This is a genomic window from Klebsiella sp. KP20-425-1 (genome assembly GCF_025813515.1).
Taxonomy (GTDB): domain Bacteria; phylum Pseudomonadota; class Gammaproteobacteria; order Enterobacterales; family Enterobacteriaceae; genus Klebsiella; species Klebsiella pneumoniae.
This window is the reverse complement of record NZ_CP109614.1, coordinates 2061643-2079984: the sequence shown is the minus strand read 5'-3', so window position 1 is coordinate 2079984 and position 18342 is coordinate 2061643. Positions and strand designations below refer to the sequence as shown.

Annotated in this window: 15 protein-coding genes, 2 tRNA genes and 3 other RNA genes; 11 read left to right on the top strand and 9 right to left on the bottom strand. The window is 55.4% G+C overall.

The genetic code is table 11. The annotated features are described in order from the left end of the window. The first annotated feature begins 22 nt into the window (after positions 1-22). Positions 23-2698, top strand: a complete 2676-nt coding sequence (adhE, locus tag OHJ17_RS10150; protein WP_002910097.1) for a bifunctional acetaldehyde-CoA/alcohol dehydrogenase — start codon at positions 23-25, stop codon at positions 2696-2698. A 147-nt stretch (positions 2699-2845) separates the two neighbouring features. Here adhE and tdk read toward each other — a convergent pair whose 3' ends face one another. Then, positions 2846-3463: a thymidine kinase gene (tdk, locus tag OHJ17_RS10145; RefSeq protein WP_002910100.1), complete on the bottom strand. Its 618-nt coding sequence runs from the start codon at positions 3461-3463 to the stop codon at positions 2846-2848. Positions 3464-3470: 7 nt separating this feature from the next. Between tdk and OHJ17_RS10140 the strand changes: the two genes are divergently transcribed. Beyond that, positions 3471-3602: a hypothetical protein gene (locus OHJ17_RS10140; protein WP_004145401.1), complete on the top strand. Its 132-nt coding sequence runs from the start codon at positions 3471-3473 to the stop codon at positions 3600-3602. Between the two features lie 422 nt (positions 3603-4024). Beyond that, positions 4025-4432, top strand: coding sequence for a histone-like nucleoid-structuring protein H-NS (hns, locus tag OHJ17_RS10135; RefSeq protein ID WP_002910103.1), 408 nt, complete (start codon positions 4025-4027; stop codon positions 4430-4432). 118 nt (positions 4433-4550) lie between these two features. Here hns and galU read toward each other — a convergent pair whose 3' ends face one another. The 3 genes from galU to rssA all read right to left on the bottom strand — a co-directional run bounded on the left by galU (position 4551) and on the right by rssA (position 7656). Next, positions 4551-5453, bottom strand: coding sequence for a UTP--glucose-1-phosphate uridylyltransferase GalU (gene galU, locus OHJ17_RS10130; RefSeq protein ID WP_002910105.1), 903 nt, complete (start codon positions 5451-5453; stop codon positions 4551-4553). Positions 5454-5650: 197 nt separating this feature from the next. After that, the gene (gene rssB, locus OHJ17_RS10125) at positions 5651-6664 is read right to left on the bottom strand and encodes a two-component system response regulator RssB (RefSeq protein WP_002910107.1); all 1014 of its coding nucleotides are present in this window, start codon (positions 6662-6664) and stop codon (positions 5651-5653) included. 89 nt (positions 6665-6753) lie between these two features. Then, on the bottom strand, positions 6754-7656 hold the full coding sequence (rssA, locus tag OHJ17_RS10120; RefSeq protein ID WP_002910108.1) for a patatin-like phospholipase RssA: 903 nt from the start codon (positions 7654-7656) through the stop codon (positions 6754-6756). Between the two features lie 112 nt (positions 7657-7768). On the opposite strand from rssA, the gene OHJ17_RS10115 reads away from it, so the two are divergent. The 7 genes from OHJ17_RS10115 (at position 7769) to OHJ17_RS10085 (ending at position 10006) form a co-directional block, all read left to right on the top strand. Continuing rightward, positions 7769-8227 carry a YchJ family protein gene (locus OHJ17_RS10115; RefSeq protein ID WP_039818250.1) on the top strand — a complete coding sequence of 153 codons (459 nt, stop codon included), beginning with the start codon at positions 7769-7771 and terminating at the stop codon, positions 8225-8227. Between the two features lie 42 nt (positions 8228-8269). After that, positions 8270-9112 carry a formyltetrahydrofolate deformylase gene (gene purU, locus OHJ17_RS10110; protein WP_004151854.1) on the top strand — a complete coding sequence of 281 codons (843 nt, stop codon included), beginning with the start codon at positions 8270-8272 and terminating at the stop codon, positions 9110-9112. A 159-nt stretch (positions 9113-9271) separates the two neighbouring features. Beyond that, positions 9272-9356 (top strand) — tRNA-Tyr (locus OHJ17_RS10105). 43 nt (positions 9357-9399) lie between these two features. Then, a non-coding RNA gene (locus OHJ17_RS10100) (RtT sRNA) lies at positions 9400-9532 on the top strand. A 39-nt stretch (positions 9533-9571) separates the two neighbouring features. Continuing rightward, positions 9572-9656, top strand: a tRNA-Tyr gene (locus OHJ17_RS10095). A 44-nt stretch (positions 9657-9700) separates the two neighbouring features. Beyond that, positions 9701-9832: non-coding RNA, RtT sRNA (locus OHJ17_RS10090), on the top strand. 43 nt (positions 9833-9875) lie between these two features. Beyond that, a non-coding RNA gene (locus OHJ17_RS10085) (RtT sRNA) lies at positions 9876-10006 on the top strand. A 114-nt stretch (positions 10007-10120) separates the two neighbouring features. Here OHJ17_RS10085 and OHJ17_RS10080 read toward each other — a convergent pair. Continuing rightward, positions 10121-10564 (bottom strand): Lrp/AsnC family transcriptional regulator, encoded by a 444-nt coding sequence (locus tag OHJ17_RS10080; protein WP_004152249.1) that lies wholly within the window; start codon positions 10562-10564, stop codon positions 10121-10123. Positions 10565-10671: 107 nt separating this feature from the next. Between OHJ17_RS10080 and OHJ17_RS10075 the strand changes: the two genes are divergently transcribed. Continuing rightward, positions 10672-11568, top strand: coding sequence for a DMT family transporter (locus OHJ17_RS10075; RefSeq protein ID WP_039818248.1), 897 nt, complete (start codon positions 10672-10674; stop codon positions 11566-11568). Here OHJ17_RS10075 and narI read toward each other — a convergent pair. From narI to OHJ17_RS10055, 4 genes are read right to left on the bottom strand one after another with little or no spacing between them, the layout of a single operon-like run. Then, complete coding sequence (gene narI / locus OHJ17_RS10070; RefSeq protein ID WP_002910189.1) at positions 11565-12242, bottom strand: respiratory nitrate reductase subunit gamma; 678 nt, start codon at positions 12240-12242, stop codon at positions 11565-11567. The two genes, OHJ17_RS10075 and narI, sit on opposite strands and share 4 nt — an antisense overlap. Then, positions 12242-12952 carry a nitrate reductase molybdenum cofactor assembly chaperone gene (gene narJ, locus OHJ17_RS10065; protein WP_002910191.1) on the bottom strand — a complete coding sequence of 237 codons (711 nt, stop codon included), beginning with the start codon at positions 12950-12952 and terminating at the stop codon, positions 12242-12244. The genes narI and narJ overlap by 1 nt, the downstream gene beginning before the upstream one ends. Continuing rightward, a complete protein-coding gene (narH, locus tag OHJ17_RS10060) occupies positions 12949-14484 on the bottom strand; it encodes a nitrate reductase subunit beta (protein ID WP_002910193.1) in 1536 nt (511 codons plus the stop codon). The genes narJ and narH overlap by 4 nt, the downstream gene beginning before the upstream one ends. Beyond that, complete coding sequence (locus OHJ17_RS10055) at positions 14481-18224, bottom strand: nitrate reductase subunit alpha (RefSeq protein WP_039818246.1); 3744 nt, start codon at positions 18222-18224, stop codon at positions 14481-14483. Before OHJ17_RS10055 ends, narH begins: the two co-directional genes overlap by 4 nt. Positions 18225-18342 lie beyond the last annotated feature (118 nt).

Sequence of the window (18342 nt, the reverse complement as noted above, 5' to 3'; positions counted from 1 at the left end):
TTAACATTATCAGGAGAGCATTATGGCTGTTACTAATATCGCTGAACTGAACGCGCTTGTTGAGCGTGTCAAGAAAGCCCAGCGTGAATATGCCAGTTTCACTCAAGAACAAGTCGACAAAATCTTCCGCGCCGCCGCTCTGGCCGCTGCAGATGCTCGAATCCCTCTCGCCAAAATGGCCGTAGCCGAATCCGGCATGGGTATCGTTGAAGACAAAGTGATCAAAAACCACTTCGCTTCCGAATACATTTACAACGCTTATAAAGACGAAAAAACCTGTGGCGTTCTGTCAGAAGACGACACCTTTGGCACCATCACTATTGCTGAGCCTATCGGCATCATCTGCGGTATCGTACCGACCACTAACCCGACTTCAACAGCCATTTTCAAATCGCTCATCAGTCTGAAAACGCGTAACGCCATCATTTTCTCTCCGCACCCGCGTGCAAAAGAAGCCACCAACAAAGCGGCTGATATCGTGCTGCAGGCTGCCATCGCGGCCGGCGCGCCGAAGGACCTGATTGGCTGGATCGATCAGCCGTCTGTAGAACTGTCTAACGCGCTGATGCATCACCCGGACATCAACCTGATCCTGGCGACCGGTGGTCCAGGCATGGTGAAAGCAGCATACAGCTCCGGTAAACCTGCTATCGGCGTCGGCGCCGGTAACACCCCGGTAGTCATTGATGAAACCGCCGACATCAAACGTGCCGTAGCGTCCGTACTGATGTCTAAAACCTTCGATAACGGCGTGATCTGTGCTTCTGAGCAGTCCGTTGTGGTGGTTGATTCAGTCTATGACGCGGTTCGCGAACGTTTCGCCAGCCACGGCGGCTATCTGCTGCAGGGTAAAGAGCTGAAAGCCGTTCAGGACATTATCCTGAAAAATGGCGCGCTGAACGCGGCTATCGTTGGTCAGCCAGCGGCCAAAATCGCTGAACTGGCAGGCTTCACCGTGCCGGCCACCACCAAAATTCTGATTGGTGAAGTGACCAACGTTGACGAGAGCGAGCCGTTTGCTCACGAAAAACTGTCTCCGACGCTGGCTATGTATCGTGCAAAAGATTTCGAAGACGCGGTAGCCAAAGCAGAAAAACTGGTCGCCATGGGCGGTATCGGTCACACCTCTTGCCTGTACACCGACCAGGACAACCAGCCGGCTCGCGTGGCTTACTTCGGCCAAATGATGAAAACCGCGCGTATCCTGATCAACACCCCGGCTTCTCAGGGTGGTATCGGTGACCTGTACAACTTCAAACTCGCGCCTTCCCTGACTCTGGGTTGTGGTTCCTGGGGTGGTAACTCCATCTCTGAAAACGTTGGTCCGAAACACCTGATCAACAAGAAAACCGTTGCTAAGCGAGCTGAAAACATGTTGTGGCACAAACTTCCGAAATCTATCTACTTCCGTCGTGGCTCCCTGCCAATCGCACTGGATGAAGTGATTACCGATGGTCACAAACGCGCGCTGATCGTGACTGACCGCTTCCTGTTCAACAACGGCTATGCCGATCAGATCACTTCCGTACTGAAAGCTGCGGGTGTTGAGACGGAAGTCTTCTTCGAAGTTGAAGCTGACCCGACGCTGACCATCGTACGTAAAGGTGCCGACCTGGCGAACTCCTTTAAACCAGACGTGATCATCGCCCTGGGCGGCGGTTCCCCGATGGATGCGGCGAAAATCATGTGGGTCATGTACGAACATCCGGAAACCCACTTCGAAGAACTGGCGCTGCGCTTTATGGATATCCGTAAACGTATCTACAAGTTCCCGAAAATGGGCGTCAAAGCCAAGATGGTGGCGATCACTACCACTTCCGGTACCGGTTCTGAAGTTACGCCTTTCGCCGTGGTGACCGATGACGCGACCGGTCAGAAATACCCGCTGGCAGACTACGCGCTGACCCCGGATATGGCCATTGTCGATGCCAACCTGGTGATGGATATGCCGAAATCGCTGTGTGCGTTCGGTGGTCTGGATGCGGTGACTCACGCCCTGGAAGCTTACGTTTCCGTACTGGCTTCTGAGTTCTCTGACGGCCAGGCGCTGCAGGCGCTGAAACTGCTGAAAGAGTACCTGCCGGCTTCCTATCACGAAGGTTCCAAGAACCCGGTTGCCCGTGAGCGCGTACACAGTGCCGCGACTATCGCCGGTATCGCGTTCGCTAACGCCTTCCTCGGCGTGTGTCACTCGATGGCGCACAAACTGGGCTCCCAGTTCCATATTCCGCACGGTCTGGCCAACGCCCTGCTGATCTGCAACGTTATCCGCTATAACGCGAATGACAACCCGACCAAGCAGACCGCGTTCAGCCAGTACGACCGTCCGCAGGCTCGTCGTCGTTACGCTGAAATCGCCGATCACCTGGGCCTCTCCGCACCAGGCGACCGCACCGCAGCGAAAATCGAGAAACTGCTGGCATGGCTGGAAAGCATTAAAGCTGAGCTGGGTATTCCGAAATCTATCCGCGAAGCTGGCGTTCAGGAAGCTGACTTCCTGGCCCACGTTGATAAACTGTCTGAAGATGCATTCGATGACCAGTGCACCGGCGCTAACCCGCGCTACCCGCTGATCTCCGAACTGAAACAGATCCTGCTGGATACCTACTACGGCCGCGAATTCGTCGAAGGCGAAGCCGGTGCGAAAGCCGAAGTTGCTCCGGTAAAGGCTGAGAAAAAAGCGAAAAAATCCGCTTAACCAACAGCGATAGCATCGCGACAAGCCCCGTCACCTGACGGGGCTTTTTTTATCCCCGCTATCAGCCATTCTTTATCGCCAGCTACGCCAACCTATAGCAGACATAAAAAAGGCGCCCACAGGCGCCTGTACGAGCTTCTGAGGGTATCAGCAGGGACGGTGCTGGTTTTGTACCTTGGTTAACGAACCGACGCTCAGCGCCTCTTTATAATGCTTACGGCAGACCGATACGTACCGCTCATTACCGCCGATGACGACCTGCTCACCCTCATTATAAGGACGCCCCTCCTGATCGAGGCGCAATACCATGCTGGCCTTGCGGCCGCAGAAGCAGATCGTTTTCAGCTCAACCAGCTTATCTGACCAGGCCAGTAAATACTGGCTGCCGGTAAAGAGCTCACCACGAAAGTCCGTCCGCAACCCATAGCAAAGCACCGGAATATCCAGCGTATCGACAACTTCGGACAGCTCATGAACCTGTTCACGCGTCAGAAACTGGCTTTCATCCACCAGCACGCAGTGAATCGGCTTTAGCTGGTGCTCCGCCGCAATATCGTCAAATAACGAGGTCTGTGGATTATACAATCGGGCCGGCGAGGAGAGCCCGATACGTGAACTGACTTTTCCGGCGCCAAAGCGGTCATCAATCTCAGCGGTATAAACGACGGTACGCATCCCCCGCTCCTGGTAATTGTACGAAGATTGCAACAGAGCGGTCGACTTACCTGCATTCATTGCAGAGTAGTAGAAATAAAGTTGTGCCATCGGCTGCGTGACCCCAATCAAAGTGTTTTATCGCGGCGACGATTGTACCATATTTTATGCGCACAGCCGCGCTTTCAGCAGGGGTATTGTCGCGAAGCTGAAGGGCCTGCAAACCGAAAGGATTAAGAAGATGAATTGAATTTTCAGGGCCACTATTTGTACGCCCCGTTACGCTACTGGCGCGGTAACCATTGTCTTTTCGTGCTTATAGACCGGTTGCCCATGGGCTATAAGCAGGGCTGCCGGTTGTTTTATATTAAGCCTTGTAACCAAAAATGCGCTAATACTGACGAGGGTTATTTACCCATGTAAAGGATCATTTCTCTCACTGAACCTCTCAAAAAGCATACCGTCTCAATGTTTTAGCTTGCCTTCGCCTCATCGCTATAAGCGATGAAAGATGTGAAGCGGCACGGGAATTTTAACTTAAATTAATTAATTCTCGCGACAAATAACCAGTAATTTTGAATTCCTTACATTCCCCCCTATTGCACAACGCATTTTATCGCTCTATTATTAGTTCAACAAACCACCCCACAATATAAGTTTGAGATTACTACAATGAGCGAAGCACTTAAAATTTTGAACAACATCCGTACTCTTCGTGCGCAGGCAAGAGAATGCACCCTGGAAACGCTCGAAGAAATGCTGGAAAAATTAGAAGTCGTCGTTAACGAGCGCCGTGAAGAAGAAAACGCTGCCGCGGCAGAAATTGAAGAGCGTACGCGTAAGCTGCAGCAATACCGTGAAATGCTGATTGCTGACGGTATTGATCCGAATGAACTGCTGAGCACCATGGCTGCCGTTAAAGCCGGTACCAAAACCAAGCGTGCTGCACGTCCGGCTAAATATAGCTATGTTGACGAAAATGGTGAAACCAAAACCTGGACCGGTCAGGGCCGTACCCCGGCTGTGATCAAAAAAGCAATGGATGAGCAAGGTAAATCACTGGACGATTTCCTGATCTAATCTCCGTTGATCGCTATAAAAAATCCCGCTGCGGCGGGATTTTTTTTGCCCTCAGGGCCGATATAAAAAAACCGGGAGTCCCAGATGCGCTCCCGGTTTGTACTTTCAACCGCGCGGATTACTTCGCTACCGCCGTTTCCAGCCAGGCTTTAAAATCGTCGCCCAGCGTTTTGTGACGAATACCATATTCGACAAACGCCTGCATGTAGCCAAGCTTATTACCGCAGTCATGGCTCTTGCCTTTCATATGATAAGCTTCAACCGTTTCTTTCTCGATCAGCATATCAATGGCGTCAGTCAGCTGAATTTCATCACCAGCGCCCGGAGGGGTTTTCGCCAGCAGCGGCCAGATATCGGCGCTGAGGACATAACGCCCCACCACCGCCAGGTTGGACGGCGCAACGTCAGCTTTTGGCTTCTCAACCACGCCCACCATCGGTACGCTTTCGCCCGGCTTCAGGGATTCGCCTTTGCAGTCAACCACGCCATAAGCGGTTACGTCTTCAACAGGTTCAACCATAATCTGGCTGGCGCCAGTCTCATCGAAGCGAGAGATCATCTCAGCGAGGTTATCGCGGCTCAGATCGGATTCATATTCATCCAGAATAACGTCTGGCAGAATAACCGCGACCGGCTCATCTCCCACTACCGGATGGGCGCACAGCACCGCGTGACCCAGACCTTTCGCCAGGCCCTGACGAACTTGCATAATAGTCACGTGCGGCGGGCAAATAGACTGCACTTCTTCCAGCAGCTGGCGTTTTACACGTTTTTCCAGCATCGCTTCCAGCTCAAAACTGGTATCGAAATGGTTTTCGATAGAGTTTTTCGACGAGTGCGTTACCAGAACAATTTCAGTAATTCCTGCAGCGATACATTCATTAACAACGTACTGAATTAACGGCTTATCTACCAGCGGCAGCATTTCTTTTGGAATCGCTTTGGTGGCCGGCAGCATCCTGGTGCCTAATCCCGCAACCGGGATAACCGCTTTTCTGACTTTAGAATTAAGGGCAGCCATTGAAATCTCCTGGACTGTTTGTTTTTTAAACTTCTCGTTACAAATAACGTGTCGAGTATATCAGTCAACCGCGTATTTACTGGTCTGAAAAGCTGCCGATAGCCTCGAATTAGGACTTTTACGCATAAAACTGCTCGATGTTACCACCGCTAAAGGGCAAGAGGTAATCCCGTCTGCTTAGATATAAACGCAATTGCTCATTCCGCAGACAACATTAAGCGTAAACGACCGCCAGCCCCCCAAATTTGGCACTGCCACGAGGTGCAGCGTTGGCTAATTTGGTTAAGATAAGCATCACCCAGCGTCCCCAAAGGAACGCCATTACTAATCTGAATTTGATGCTCCCCCGTATTCAGCGTGCCATTAAGTCCCGCTGACACCAGAATTAAATTTTTCAGCCCGCTGTGGTAATACCCTACTAACAGAGGGAACTGGCCCGGAAGATTTGCCTGACGCAGCAGTTGATTCACCTGTTTTAACAAACTTCCCATTTCTGGTAGCCGTTGTCCCTGGTGCGCCAGTTGCTCCTGCAGCAGACCATTAAACAACGCGCGCAGCAATAATGCTGCCAACACGCCATTATCGCCTGCGCGTGTGACATCCAGACAATAGAAAGCCAAATCATTTTCCGAAAGCGGCGCGATATCGAGTACCAGACCGGGCTTGTCTGCCGACACCAGTTGTCGATAATGAATACGGCAGTGCGACATTTCCTGTTGCACCGGCGGCTGTAATTCCTGCAATAGTCTTGAAGCGGCGATGGGATTACTGACCAGCGCATCCCAGTCCTCAAATAAACGCTCTTCCTCTTCCACGCGCGAACTGAACATCGCGGGATAGAGACAGGCGTAAACGGTCTCGCGCAGGCGATCGAAATCTTTTACTGGCTTTAACAGCACGTCCTGGACGCCAAGTCGCAACGCTTTAGCTATATCCGCCATGTTTTCGGTGGCGGAGATCATCAGGATCGGTAACTGTTCGCCGCGGTTACGCAGCGTTTCCACCAGCTCCAGACCGTTCATTCTCGGCATAGAAATGTCGCAAATCATCAGGTCCGGATGCACCTCCGTCATTTTATGCAGGGCATCCTTGCCATCTTCCGCCTGGAAGGTTGTTGCTCCCAGCGAGGTCAGCCATCCATGCAAGAGTGAGCGGAAAACGGGTTCGTCTTCAACTATCAGAATCTGTTTTCCCGCCAATGGCTGCGTCATGATATCTCCCCTGGCTGACGATAATTCAATAGTGGCACGCTATTCTCACTATCGCCTGTCAGAATTTGCTTAAGTCAGTAACTCGTACGTCAAACGGCTGTACGCACTAAGGGTAATAATTCATCCATTTTCTTTTCTACCGCCAGTTGCCCCGCGGCAATCGCCTCTCCGGCGCGATGAAAATCAAGCGTCGAAACTTGCGGACAGTATGGCTGCAACAGGATATCCGGCGGGTCACCCGCCATACGATTGCGTTTAAGACGGTTTTCCAGTACCTGGATAGAGGTGGTCATGATCTCCATCGCCGTCGGCGTCACGGCCGTACGGCGGGAACTCATTCGCGTCAAGCGCGCGCGCAGACGAGTATGCCATGGCCCCTCTTTCTCTTCCGCTTCCTGCCGCGGCGTTTCAAGGGAGAACAAATCCTGCTGCATAAGATGGGCATCATGTTGCAGGTCGACGGCAATCACAATATCCGCTCCCATTGCCCGGGTGAGCGACACAGGAACCGGATTGACCACCGCGCCATCGACCAGCCAGTAACCATTATGCCTTACTGGCGACATTAACCCCGGCATACTGCAGGAGGCGCGAATGGCTAAATGTAGATCGCCTTCGGTAAACCACAGCTCCCTACCGGTGCTTAAATTGGTGGCAACAGCGGCAAACCGGCGCTCGCAGCGTTCAATCTCGGTGACGGGCATAATGCGGCGGTAATGATTGAATACCTTTTCCCCCCGCAGCAGTCCCCCCCTGCGCCAGGAGAGATCCATCAGCTTCAGGACATCCCAGTTGCTGAATGAGCAGACCCATGATTCGAGTGCCGGGAGTCGGTTACAGGCATACGCCGCCCCTACCAGCGAACCGATAGAACAACCGGCTACGATATCAATCTCAATACCGGCCCGCTGGAGGGCGTTGATGACGCCAATGTGCGACCATCCGCGAGCGGCTCCCGCACCTAGCGCCAGACCAATTTTAAGCTTTCTCATTAGTACTAATAACTATCCTTCCACTCTGAGCGTGGCAACATTGTCACGGCTCAGTTAACATAATGCCCTTTGGCGTAGAAGCGCCGTTACTCTTTCTTCCATGGAGGCAGTTTTGTCGCAATTATGCCCCTGTGGCAGCGCACTGGAGTATAGCTCATGTTGCCAGCGATATCTGTCCGGCGCTGAGCTTGCGCCGGGCCCGTCACAGCTTATGCGCTCCCGTTATAGCGCGTTCGTCATGAAAGACGCTGACTATCTAATCAAAACCTGGCACCCGTCCTGTCAGGCGCAGCAATTTCGCGCCGAACTGGAGAAAGGGTTTTCCCAGACCGAATGGCTGGGCTTAACCCTGTTCGCCAGTGATGAGGGGCGAGCTCCAAATGAAGGTTTTGTCAGCTTTGTCGCCCGCTTTACTGACAATAACCGCCCTGGCGCCATTATTGAACGTTCCAGATTCTTAAAAGAAAATGGACAGTGGTACTATATCGACGGGACACGACCGCTGATTGGCCGTAACGACCCCTGCCCCTGCGGCTCAGGTAAAAAATTTAAAAAATGCTGCGGCCAGTAACGCTGGCGCAGCGCTTGCAAACATTACAGGATTTTCCTCGCGATGCATTCATTACAACGTAAAGTACTACGCACTATTTGCCCTGATCAGAAAGGCCTCATCGCGCGTATCACCAATATCTGCTACAAGCATGAACTCAACATTGTGCAGAACAATGAGTTTGTTGACCACCGTACCGGTCGTTTCTTTATGCGCACCGAACTGGAAGGCATTTTTAACGACGCTACTCTGCTGGCCGATCTCGACAGCGCCCTGCCTGAAGGCTCCATCCGCGAACTGAATCCGGCAGGCCGTCGCCGGGTGGTGATTCTGGTGACGAAAGAGGCGCACTGTCTGGGCGATCTGCTGATGAAAGCCAACTACGGCGGGCTGGATGTCGATATTGCCGCGGTTATCGGCAACCATGACACCCTGCGCTCGTTGGTGGAGCGCTTTGGTATTCCGTTTGAGCTGGTCAGCCATGAAGGACTGAGCCGCGAAGAACACGATCAGCGGATGGGCGATGCTATCGCCGCCCACGAACCGGATTACGTGGTGCTGGCCAAGTATATGCGCGTCCTGACGCCAGAATTTGTCGCCCGCTTCCCGAACAAAATCATCAATATCCACCATTCGTTTTTGCCGGCGTTTATCGGCGCCCGTCCCTATCATCAGGCCTATGAGCGCGGCGTGAAAATCATTGGCGCTACCGCCCACTACGTGAATGACAATCTGGATGAAGGCCCGATCATCATGCAGGACGTGATTCACGTCGATCATACTTATACCGCAGAAGATATGATGCGCGCTGGGCGCGATGTTGAAAAAAACGTCTTGAGCCGGGCGCTGTATCAGGTACTGGCTCAGCGCGTCTTCGTTTACGGTAACCGGACGATTATTCTTTAATCGACTGAGAAATGAATTGGTTAGCTTTACGGCGTTACGTGTAAAAATCAGGCAACCAGTTTATTTTTGTCAAACGAATGCTTTACAGGGGCGCATCATTTGGTATGATGCGCCCCGCTTCCCGAGAAGGAAGCAGGCCAGTACCAAGCATTACCCCGTGGTGGGGTTCCCGAGCGGCCAAAGGGAGCAGACTGTAAATCTGCCGTCATCGACTTCGAAGGTTCGAATCCTTCCCCCACCACCATTATTCACTACAGTGATATGGTTTCCCCGACAAGCGTAAACGATGTTTGCACTTAGCGGGAAGGGTAAGAACCTTCGACTAAGGTTCGACTCGAGCGCCAGCGAGAGAACGTTGCCGCAGGCAACGGCCCGAAGGGCGAGGAGAGATAGCGACGAGTTATCCTTCCCCCACCACCATTCATTTTGCTGAATAGCCTACAATGTGATTTTACCCCTGGTGGGGTTCCCGAGCGGCCAAAGGGAGCAGACTGTAAATCTGCCGTCATCGACTTCGAAGGTTCGAATCCTTCCCCCACCACCATCTTCTTAAAAAACACCTCAATCCAATTACTCTACGATATTCTATATTCTGCCCCATGGGGAAGGATGAGAAGCTTCGACTAAGGTTCGACTCGAGCGAAGCGAGAGAACGTTGCCGCAGGCAACGGCCCGAAGGGCGAGGCGCTTTAGCGCCGAGTAATCCTTCCCCCACCACCATCTCTTCATGTATTGCCCAGCTTATTCCACCTGCGATACGCTATATTCTGCCCCACGGGGAAGGATGAGAAGCTTCGACTAAGGTTCGACTCGAGCGAAGCGAGAGAACGTTGCCGCTGGCAATGGCCCGAAGGCGAGGCGCTTTAGCGCCGAGTAATCCTTCCCCCACCACTCTTGCACTCTCAGCCACCTGTTCTGCTGTCTCATCGCTCGCGCTTCGCTTAGCGAGGCTACAAGTGGTGCCGTCTGGTAGCCCGGACAGGTGCGCAGCACCGCCTCCGGAAAAACTCACAGCGGTGGCAACCGCCTTTTTACCGGCGAGCTTTTCACCACCGAGGTGTTACACTGCGCATACTCCGCCAGACCGTCCAGCAGGGTATCCAGCTGGGCAATATCGCGCACCACGAGACGCATCACAAAACAATCTTCCCCGGTCACCTTGTCACTTTCAATACATTCCGGCATCGCCTGGATATATTTATCCACCTTCTGCAGCAGCCCAGGCAGCGGCCGGACCCGCACCAGCGCCTGCAGGCTATAGCCCAGCGCGGCGAGATTTACCCGCGCCCCATAGCCCTGAATGACACCCCGCTCCTCCAGGCGCTTCACCCGCTCGGCGGTGCTCGGCGAGGTCAGCCCCACTCGCGCGCTCAGGACCTTGAGCGAAACTCTGGCATCCTGAGTCAGGCAGGTGAGGATCGCCCGGTCAATTTCATCAAGTACGTCATTCATATATTTCACCTAATTATAAAAGGCATTTCCCCCCTTCTACCTTAATTCAGCCATATCACCCTGTCAGGGTTTTTCGCACAATAACTAAAAAATGGTGGAGGTGAAAAATGCAACTTACCCGCGGCGTCTGGCAGATGAGCCTGGCAATGATAATCTCCGGCTCGATCGGCGCGTTCGTGCTGCTCTCTGGTTTGCCGGTGACAGATGTGGTGTTCTGGCGCTGCCTGATTGGCGCGCTAACCCTGCTGGTGTTTATCGTGTTAAGCCGCCAGCCCTTCAACCGGCTAACGCGTTTCACTCTCGCTCTGGCGGTGATTGGCGGCGCGGCGCTGGTCGTCAACTGGCTGCTGCTGTTTGCCGCCTATTCGCGGATCTCAATCGGTATGGCCACCGTGGTCTATAACACCCAGCCGTTTATGCTGGTACTGATGGGGATGGTGCTGGGGGAACGGGTCAGCGCCGTGAAATGGGGATGGTTACTGCTGGCCTTTGGCGGCCTAGTGATCCTGCTGTCGAGCGAGCTGATGCCTGCACACGAAGAGGGGCTTACCACCGGCGTGTTGCTGGCGCTGGGCGCGGCATTCTTCTATGCCCTGACCGCCATCATCGCGCGCAAACTGCATCCGCTCCCCGCGCAACATATCGCCTTCATTCAGGTTCTCGTCGGCGTCGTGATGCTGCTGCCGCTGGTGCATGCCCCCGAATTGACGGCCAGCTTCCCCTGGCGCTATCTGCTGATCCTCGGCATCGTCCATACCGGGATCATGTATCAGCTTTTATATAGCGCGATACAGAAACTGCCGACGCCCGTTACCGGTTCGCTCTCCTTTATTTATCCGCTGGTGGCGATGGTGGTTGACTATCTGGTCTTCCACCATGCGTTATCCGCGGTGCAATTGCTCGGTGGGATGCTTATTCTGTTTGCCGCCGCAGGGAATAATCTCGGCTGGGGCGAAAAAAAACCCCGCCGCGGCGGGGTCAGTGAGCAGTCGCGGGCCAGTTAGCGACGGGCGCGGACAATCTGGTATTTGCGCGTCAGGTATTCGACCGGCGCGCTCCAGATATGAACCAGACGGGAGAACGGGAACAGCAGGAACAGGGTCATGCCCAGCACCAGGTGAACGCGGAAAATAAACGCCACGCCATCCAGATGCTGTGACGCGCCGCCGTGGAACGTCACCACCGACTGCGCCCAGCCGACCAGTTTCATCATTTCACTGCCGTCCATATGCTGAGCGGAGAACGGGATCGTCAGCAGGCCGAGCGCACACTGCACCATCAGCAACGAGAGGATCAGAATATCCGCTCCGGTGGTGGTGGCGCGAACGCGCGGGCTGAGCAGACGACGCTTGAGCAGCAGTAACCCGCCCACCAGGGTCATCACGCCGCAGGCGCCGCCGGCGATCATCGCCATCTTCTGCTTGACGTCGATCGGCAGGAAGGACTCATACATCCAGTGCGGGGTCAGCATGCCGAGGAAGTGGCCGGCGAAAATACCCAGGATGCCGATATGGAACAGGTTCGACGCCAGGTTCATCCCCTTACGGTCCAGCATCTGGCTGGAGGCGGCGCGCCAGGTGTACTGGCCATAGTCATAGCGCAACCAGCTGCCAATCAGGAACACCGAACCCGCAATGTACGGATAAATGTCAAAGAAGAACATATTCAGGAAGTGCATTATTGCTGTCCTCCGTTAGAGATATTCAGATATTGCGGGGCCACGGCTCCGGCAAAACGACGCTGGTGAGCGGAAATTTCCGACTCGCCGCAGCCCTGGTCGGCAAAGAATTTGACCTGTTCTTCTTCCCAGACGGCGTCCAGCGCCTGCGGCGTATCGTCGCGCGCTTCGTCGGCAATCTTTTCCGCCACCTTCTGGCTGTCGACCTGAGTATTGGCCAGCTTCAGCAACAGCTCGAACAGCACCGCATAGCGACTTTCACGCTGCTGCAGGCGGGCGCTGAGCAGACCGAGGATCGGCGCGACGTCTCGCAGGCCGCCAAGCGCTTCCTCTTCCGGCAGCTGCGCCAGATACTCCAGATATAGCGGCAGATGATCCGGCAGCTCATGGCTATCCAGCAGCAGACCGTGGCGCTCGTACTGCGCCATCAGGTCGACCATCGCCTGCCCTCGATCGCGGGATTCGCCGTGGACATGTTCAAACAGCAGCAGCGAGGTGGCCCGGCCGCGGTCAAACAGTTCGCTATAGGCCGCCTGGGCGTCCAGCGGATCCTGAGCCACTAAATCGCGCAGGAAAACGCCCAGCGCGTGGGCATCCTCTTTGCTGAGTTTCTCTGATGACGCGAGCGCCTCGAACATCTCCTGCTGATGCTGCCATAAGGCAGCGTCAGGATATTCGAGCAGACGCGATACAATCACGAGTTCAATCATGCGTGCGGCTCCGTTTTGCTGGTCACGTCGATGGCGTCGATGCGACGGCTGTTGAACAGGTTGAACTGACTGTCAGAGCCGTGGCAGCCATCGCCAAAGCTAAAGCCGCAGCCGTTTTTCTCCGGAAACGCTTCTCGCGCCTGTTCACGATGGCTGCTCGGCACCACGAAACGATCTTCGTAGTTGGCGATCGCCAGATAGCGATACATTTCCTGGGCCTGCGCTTCGCTCAGCCCCACCTCTTCCAGCGCGCGGGTATCGACGACGCCGTCAACGGTTTCCGCACGCTTATAATGGCGCATCGCCAGCATTCGTTTCAGCGCCAGCAGTACCGGCTGGGTATCGCCCGCGGTCAGCAGGTTCGCCAGATATTGCACCGGAATACGCAGGCTTTCCACGTCCGGCAGGATCCCGTTGCTACCCAGTTCACCCGCATCGGCGGCGGACTGAATCGGCGACAGCGGCGGCACGTACCAGACCATTGGCAAGGTGCGATATTCCGGGTGCAGCGGCAGGGCCAGCTTCCAGTCCATCGCCATTTTGTAAACCGGCGACTGCTGCGCAGCTTCAATGACCCCCTGCGGTACGCCATCTTTCAGCGCCTGCTCGATCACTTTCGGATCGTTGGGATCGAGGAACACGTCCAGCTGACGCTGATACAGATCTTTCTCGTTCTCGGTGCTGGCGGCGTTTTCAATCGCGTCCGCGTCGTATAGCAGGACGCCGAGATAGCGGATACGGCCCACGCAGGTTTCGGAGCACACCGTCGGCATCCCGGATTCAATACGCGGGTAGCAGAAGATGCATTTCTCGGATTTCCCGCTCTTCCAGTTGAAATAGATCTTCTTGTACGGACAGCCGGTGATACACATCCGCCAGCCGCGGCACTTGTCCTGGTCGATCAGTACAATGCCGTCTTCTTCACGCTTATAGATGGCGCCGCTCGGGCAGGTCGCGACGCAGGCCGGGTTCAGGCAGTGCTCGCACAGGCGCGGCAGATACATCATGAAGGTGTTTTCGAACTGGCCGTACATCGCCTTCTGCATGTTGTCGAAGTTCTGATCTTTGGCGCGTTTTTCAAACTCGCCGCCGAGGATCTCTTCCCAGTTCGGACCGCTGGTGATCTTGTCCATCCGCTGACCGGTGATCAGCGAGCGCGGACGGGCGATCGGCTGATGTTTGCTCTCCGGCGCGTTATGCAGATTCTGGTAGTCATAATCAAACGGCTCGTAGTAATCATCGATGCCCGGCAGATGCGGGTTGGCGAAGATTTTTCCCAACAGCATCGCGCGATTGCCCATGCGCGGCTGCAGTTTACCGTTGATTTTGCGGATCCAGCCGCCCTTCCATTTTTCCTGGTTTTCCCAGTCGTTCGGGAAACCGACGCCCGGCTTACTTTCCACGTTGTTGAACCAGGCGTATTCCATCCCTTCACGGCTGGTCCAGACGTTTTTACAGGTCACCGAGCAGGTGTGGCAGCCGATGCACTTATCGAGATTCAGCACCATGCCGACTTGTGAACGAATTTTCATTTTACGCTCTCCTGTACCTGGTCGTTGCCTTCGCCGTCTAACCAGTTAATGTTCTTCATCTTACGTACCACCACAAACTCATCGCGGTTGGAGCCGACGGTGCCGTAGTAGTTAAAGCCATAGGCCAGGTGGCCGTAGCCGCCGATCATGTGGGTCGGTTTCGGCGTAATACGGGTGACGGAGTTATGGATCCCCCCGCGCTGACCGGTGATTTCAGAGCCCGGCAGGTTCACGATACGTTCCTGCGCGTGATACATCATGGTCATCCCGGCTGGAACGCGCTGACTCACCACCGCACGCGCCGTCAGGGCGCCGTTGGCGTTGAACACTTCGATCCAGTCGTTATCTTCGATACCCAGATCTTTCGCATCCGCTTCGCTCATCCAGACAATCGGCCCACCGCGCGACAGGGTCAGCATCAGCAGGTTATCGCTGTAGGTCGAGTGGATACCCCATTTCTGGTGCGGGGTCAGGAAGTTCAGCGCCTTCTCCGGGTTGCCGTTGGACTTCTCGCCCATCACCGCTTTCACCGAACGGGTGTCAATCGGCGGCCGATAGACCAGCAGGCTTTCGCCGAAGTCGCGCATCCACTGGTGATCCTGATACAGCGACTGACGTCCGGACAGCGTGCGCCACGGGATCAGCTCGTGAACGTTGGTGTAACCGGCGTTGTAGGAGACATGCTCATCTTCCAGGCCAGACCAGGTCGGGCTGGAGATAATCTTCCGCGGCTGCGCCTGAATGTCGCGGAAGCGGATCTTCTCGTCTTCTTTGTTCAGCGCGAGGTGCGTATGCTCGCGACCGGTGATCTCGCTCAGCGCTTGCCACGCTTTCACCGCCACCTGACCGTTGGTTTCCGGGGCCAGGGTGAGGATCATTTCCGCGGCGTCGATGGCCGTTTCCAGCTTCGGCTGGCCTTTCGCCGGGCCTTCCGCCTTGGTGTAGTTGAGCTTACGCAGCAGATCCAACTCGCTCTGGGTGTTCCAGGCGATGCCTTTCCCGCCGTTACCGATGGTTTCCAGCAGCGGGCCGATCGAGGTGAAACGTTCGTAAGTCGCCGGGTAATCACGCTCAACCGGAATAATATGCGGCGCGGTTTTCCCTGGGATCAGGTCGCATTCGCCTTTTTTCCAGTCTTTGACATCCAGCGGCTGCGCCATTTCCGCGGCGGAGTCGTGCTGGATCGGCAACGTGACGACGTCGGTTTCTTTGCCGAGGTGGCCCATGCAGACTTCAGAGAATTTCTTCGCGATACCTTTATAGATCTCCCAGTCGCTCTTCGATTCCCAGGCTGGATCAACGGCGGCCGACAGCGGGTGAATAAACGGATGCATATCCGAGGTATTCATGTCGTCTTTTTCGTACCAGGTGGCGGTCGGCAGCACGATGTCGGAGTAGAGACAGGTGCTCGACAGACGGAAATCGAGGGTCACCACCAGATCCAGTTTGCCGTCGAGGCCGTTATCCCGCCATTCGACTTCTTCCGGCTTCACGCCGCCCTGCTTGCCCAGGTCTTTGCCCTGAATGCCGTTCTCGGTACCCAGCAGGTACTTGAGCATGTATTCATGGCCTTTACCGGAGGAGCCCAGCAGGTTGGAACGCCAGATAAACAGGTTACGCGGGTGGTTTTTGCCATTTTCCGGCTGCTCGGCCGCAAAGCGAATCGAGCCCTCTTTCAGCGACTTCACGGTGTAATCCACCGGGGTCATGCCGGCTTTCTTCGCTTCGTCAGCGATACGCAGCGGGTTGACGCCAAGCTGCGGCGCCGACGGCAGCCAGCCCATCCGCTCTGCGCGCACGTTAAAGTCGATCAGGTGGCCGCTGTAACGGGATTTATCCGCCATCGGCGACAGCAGTTCCTGCGCGGTCACCGTTTCATAGCGCCACTGGCTGGAGTGGTTATAGAAGTACGAGGTACTATTCATGTGACGTGCCGGACGCTGCCAGTCAAGGGCGAACGCCAGCGGCTGCCAGCCGGTCTGCGGACGCAGTTTTTCCTGGCCCACATAGTGCGCCCAACCGCCGCCGCTCTGACCGACGCAGCCGCAGAAGATCAGCATATTGATCAGGCCGCGGTAGTTCATGTCGAGGTGGAACCAGTGGTTGAGGCCCGCCCCGACGATAATCATCGAACGACCGTGAGTTTTATCGGCGTTATCGGCAAATTCACGGGCGGTACGGATGATATGCGCGCGGGAGACGCCGGTGATCTTCTCCGCCCACGCCGGGGTGTAGGCTTTCACTTCATCGTAGCCGGCGGCGCAGTTGTCATCGTTCAGACCGCGCTCCAGGCCGTAGTTAGCCATGGTCAGGTCATACACGGTGGTGACCAGGGCGGTAGAGCCGTCGGCCAGCTGCAGGCGTTTGGCCGGCAGTTTGTGCAGCAGAATATTTTCCAGATCGACTTTGTTAAAGTGCTCAGACCCTTCGCCGCCGAAGTACGGGAAGCCGACGTTCGCCACTTCATCATGGCTGCCCAGCAGGCTCAGACGTAGCTCAATCTCTTCGCCAGTTTTACCGTCGCGCTGTTCGAGGTTCCATTTGCCTTTGTCGCCCCAGCGGAATCCGAGGGAACCGTTCGGTACGGTCATGTCGCCCTTCTCGTCAAAGGCGACGGTTTTCCATTCCGGATTGTTCTCCTGACCAAGGGAATCCACGAGGTCGGATGCGCGCAGCGTACGGCCGGCGGCATAATAACCGTCGCGCTCCTCGAGCATCACCAGCATCGGCATGTCGGTATAGCGGCGCACATAGTCGGTGAAATACTGGCTCGGCTTATCGAGGTGGAATTCACGCAGCATCACATGGCCCATCGCCAGCGCCATCGCGGCATCGGTACCCTGCTTCGGCGCCAGCCACAGATCGCAGAGTTTGGCGATTTCGGCGTAGTCCGGAGTGATGGCTACGGTTTTGGTCCCTTTATAGCGGACTTCGGTAAAGAAGTGCGCATCCGGGGTGCGGGTCTGCGGCACGTTGGAGCCCCAGGCGATGATATAGCTGGAGTTATACCAGTCGGCGGATTCCGGCACATCGGTCTGCTCGCCCCAGGTCATCGGCGAAGCCGGCGGCAGGTCGCAGTACCAGTCGTAGAAGCTCAGGCAGGTGCCGCCGATCAGCGACAGATAACGGGCGCCGGACGCGTAGGAGACCATCGACATCGCCGGGATCGGCGAGAAGCCAGCCACGCGGTCCGGACCGTAGGTTTTGACGGTATAAACGTTGGAGGCGGCAATCAGCTCATTCACTTCCTGCCAGGAGGAACGTACAAAACCGCCGCGACCGCGGGCCTGTTTGAAGCTTTTAGCTTTGTCGGCGTCTTCGATAATCGACGCCCATGCCTCAACCGGATCGCTATGCTGAACTTTCGCTTCCCGCCACATCTTCATCAGGCGTTTACGCATCAGCGGGTATTTCAGGCGGTTAGCGCTGTACAGGTACCAGGAGTAGCTGGCGCCGCGCGGGCAACCGCGTGGTTCGTGGTTCGGCAGGTCCGGGCGGGTGCGCGGGTAGTCAGTCTGCTGCGTTTCCCAGGTCACCAGACCGTTTTTGACATAAATCTTCCAGCTGCATGAGCCGGTGCAGTTGACACCGTGAGTGGAACGCACAATTTTGTCATGCTGCCAACGTTGACGGTATCCATCCTCCCAGTCCCGGTTGGTGTTTAGAAGCTGGCCGTGCCCATCGGCAAAGGTTTCACCCTTCTGTTTGAAGTAGCGAAACCGGTCCAGGAATTTACTCATCGGGTTTCTCCTGATATGGAGCCTGACGGCTCTCTGATAAATCGACATTGCTGGATTTGCAGCGAAGGTAACGCTATGAAAGAGGGCGAGAATTGATAGCGATCAATCCGAACTGGCT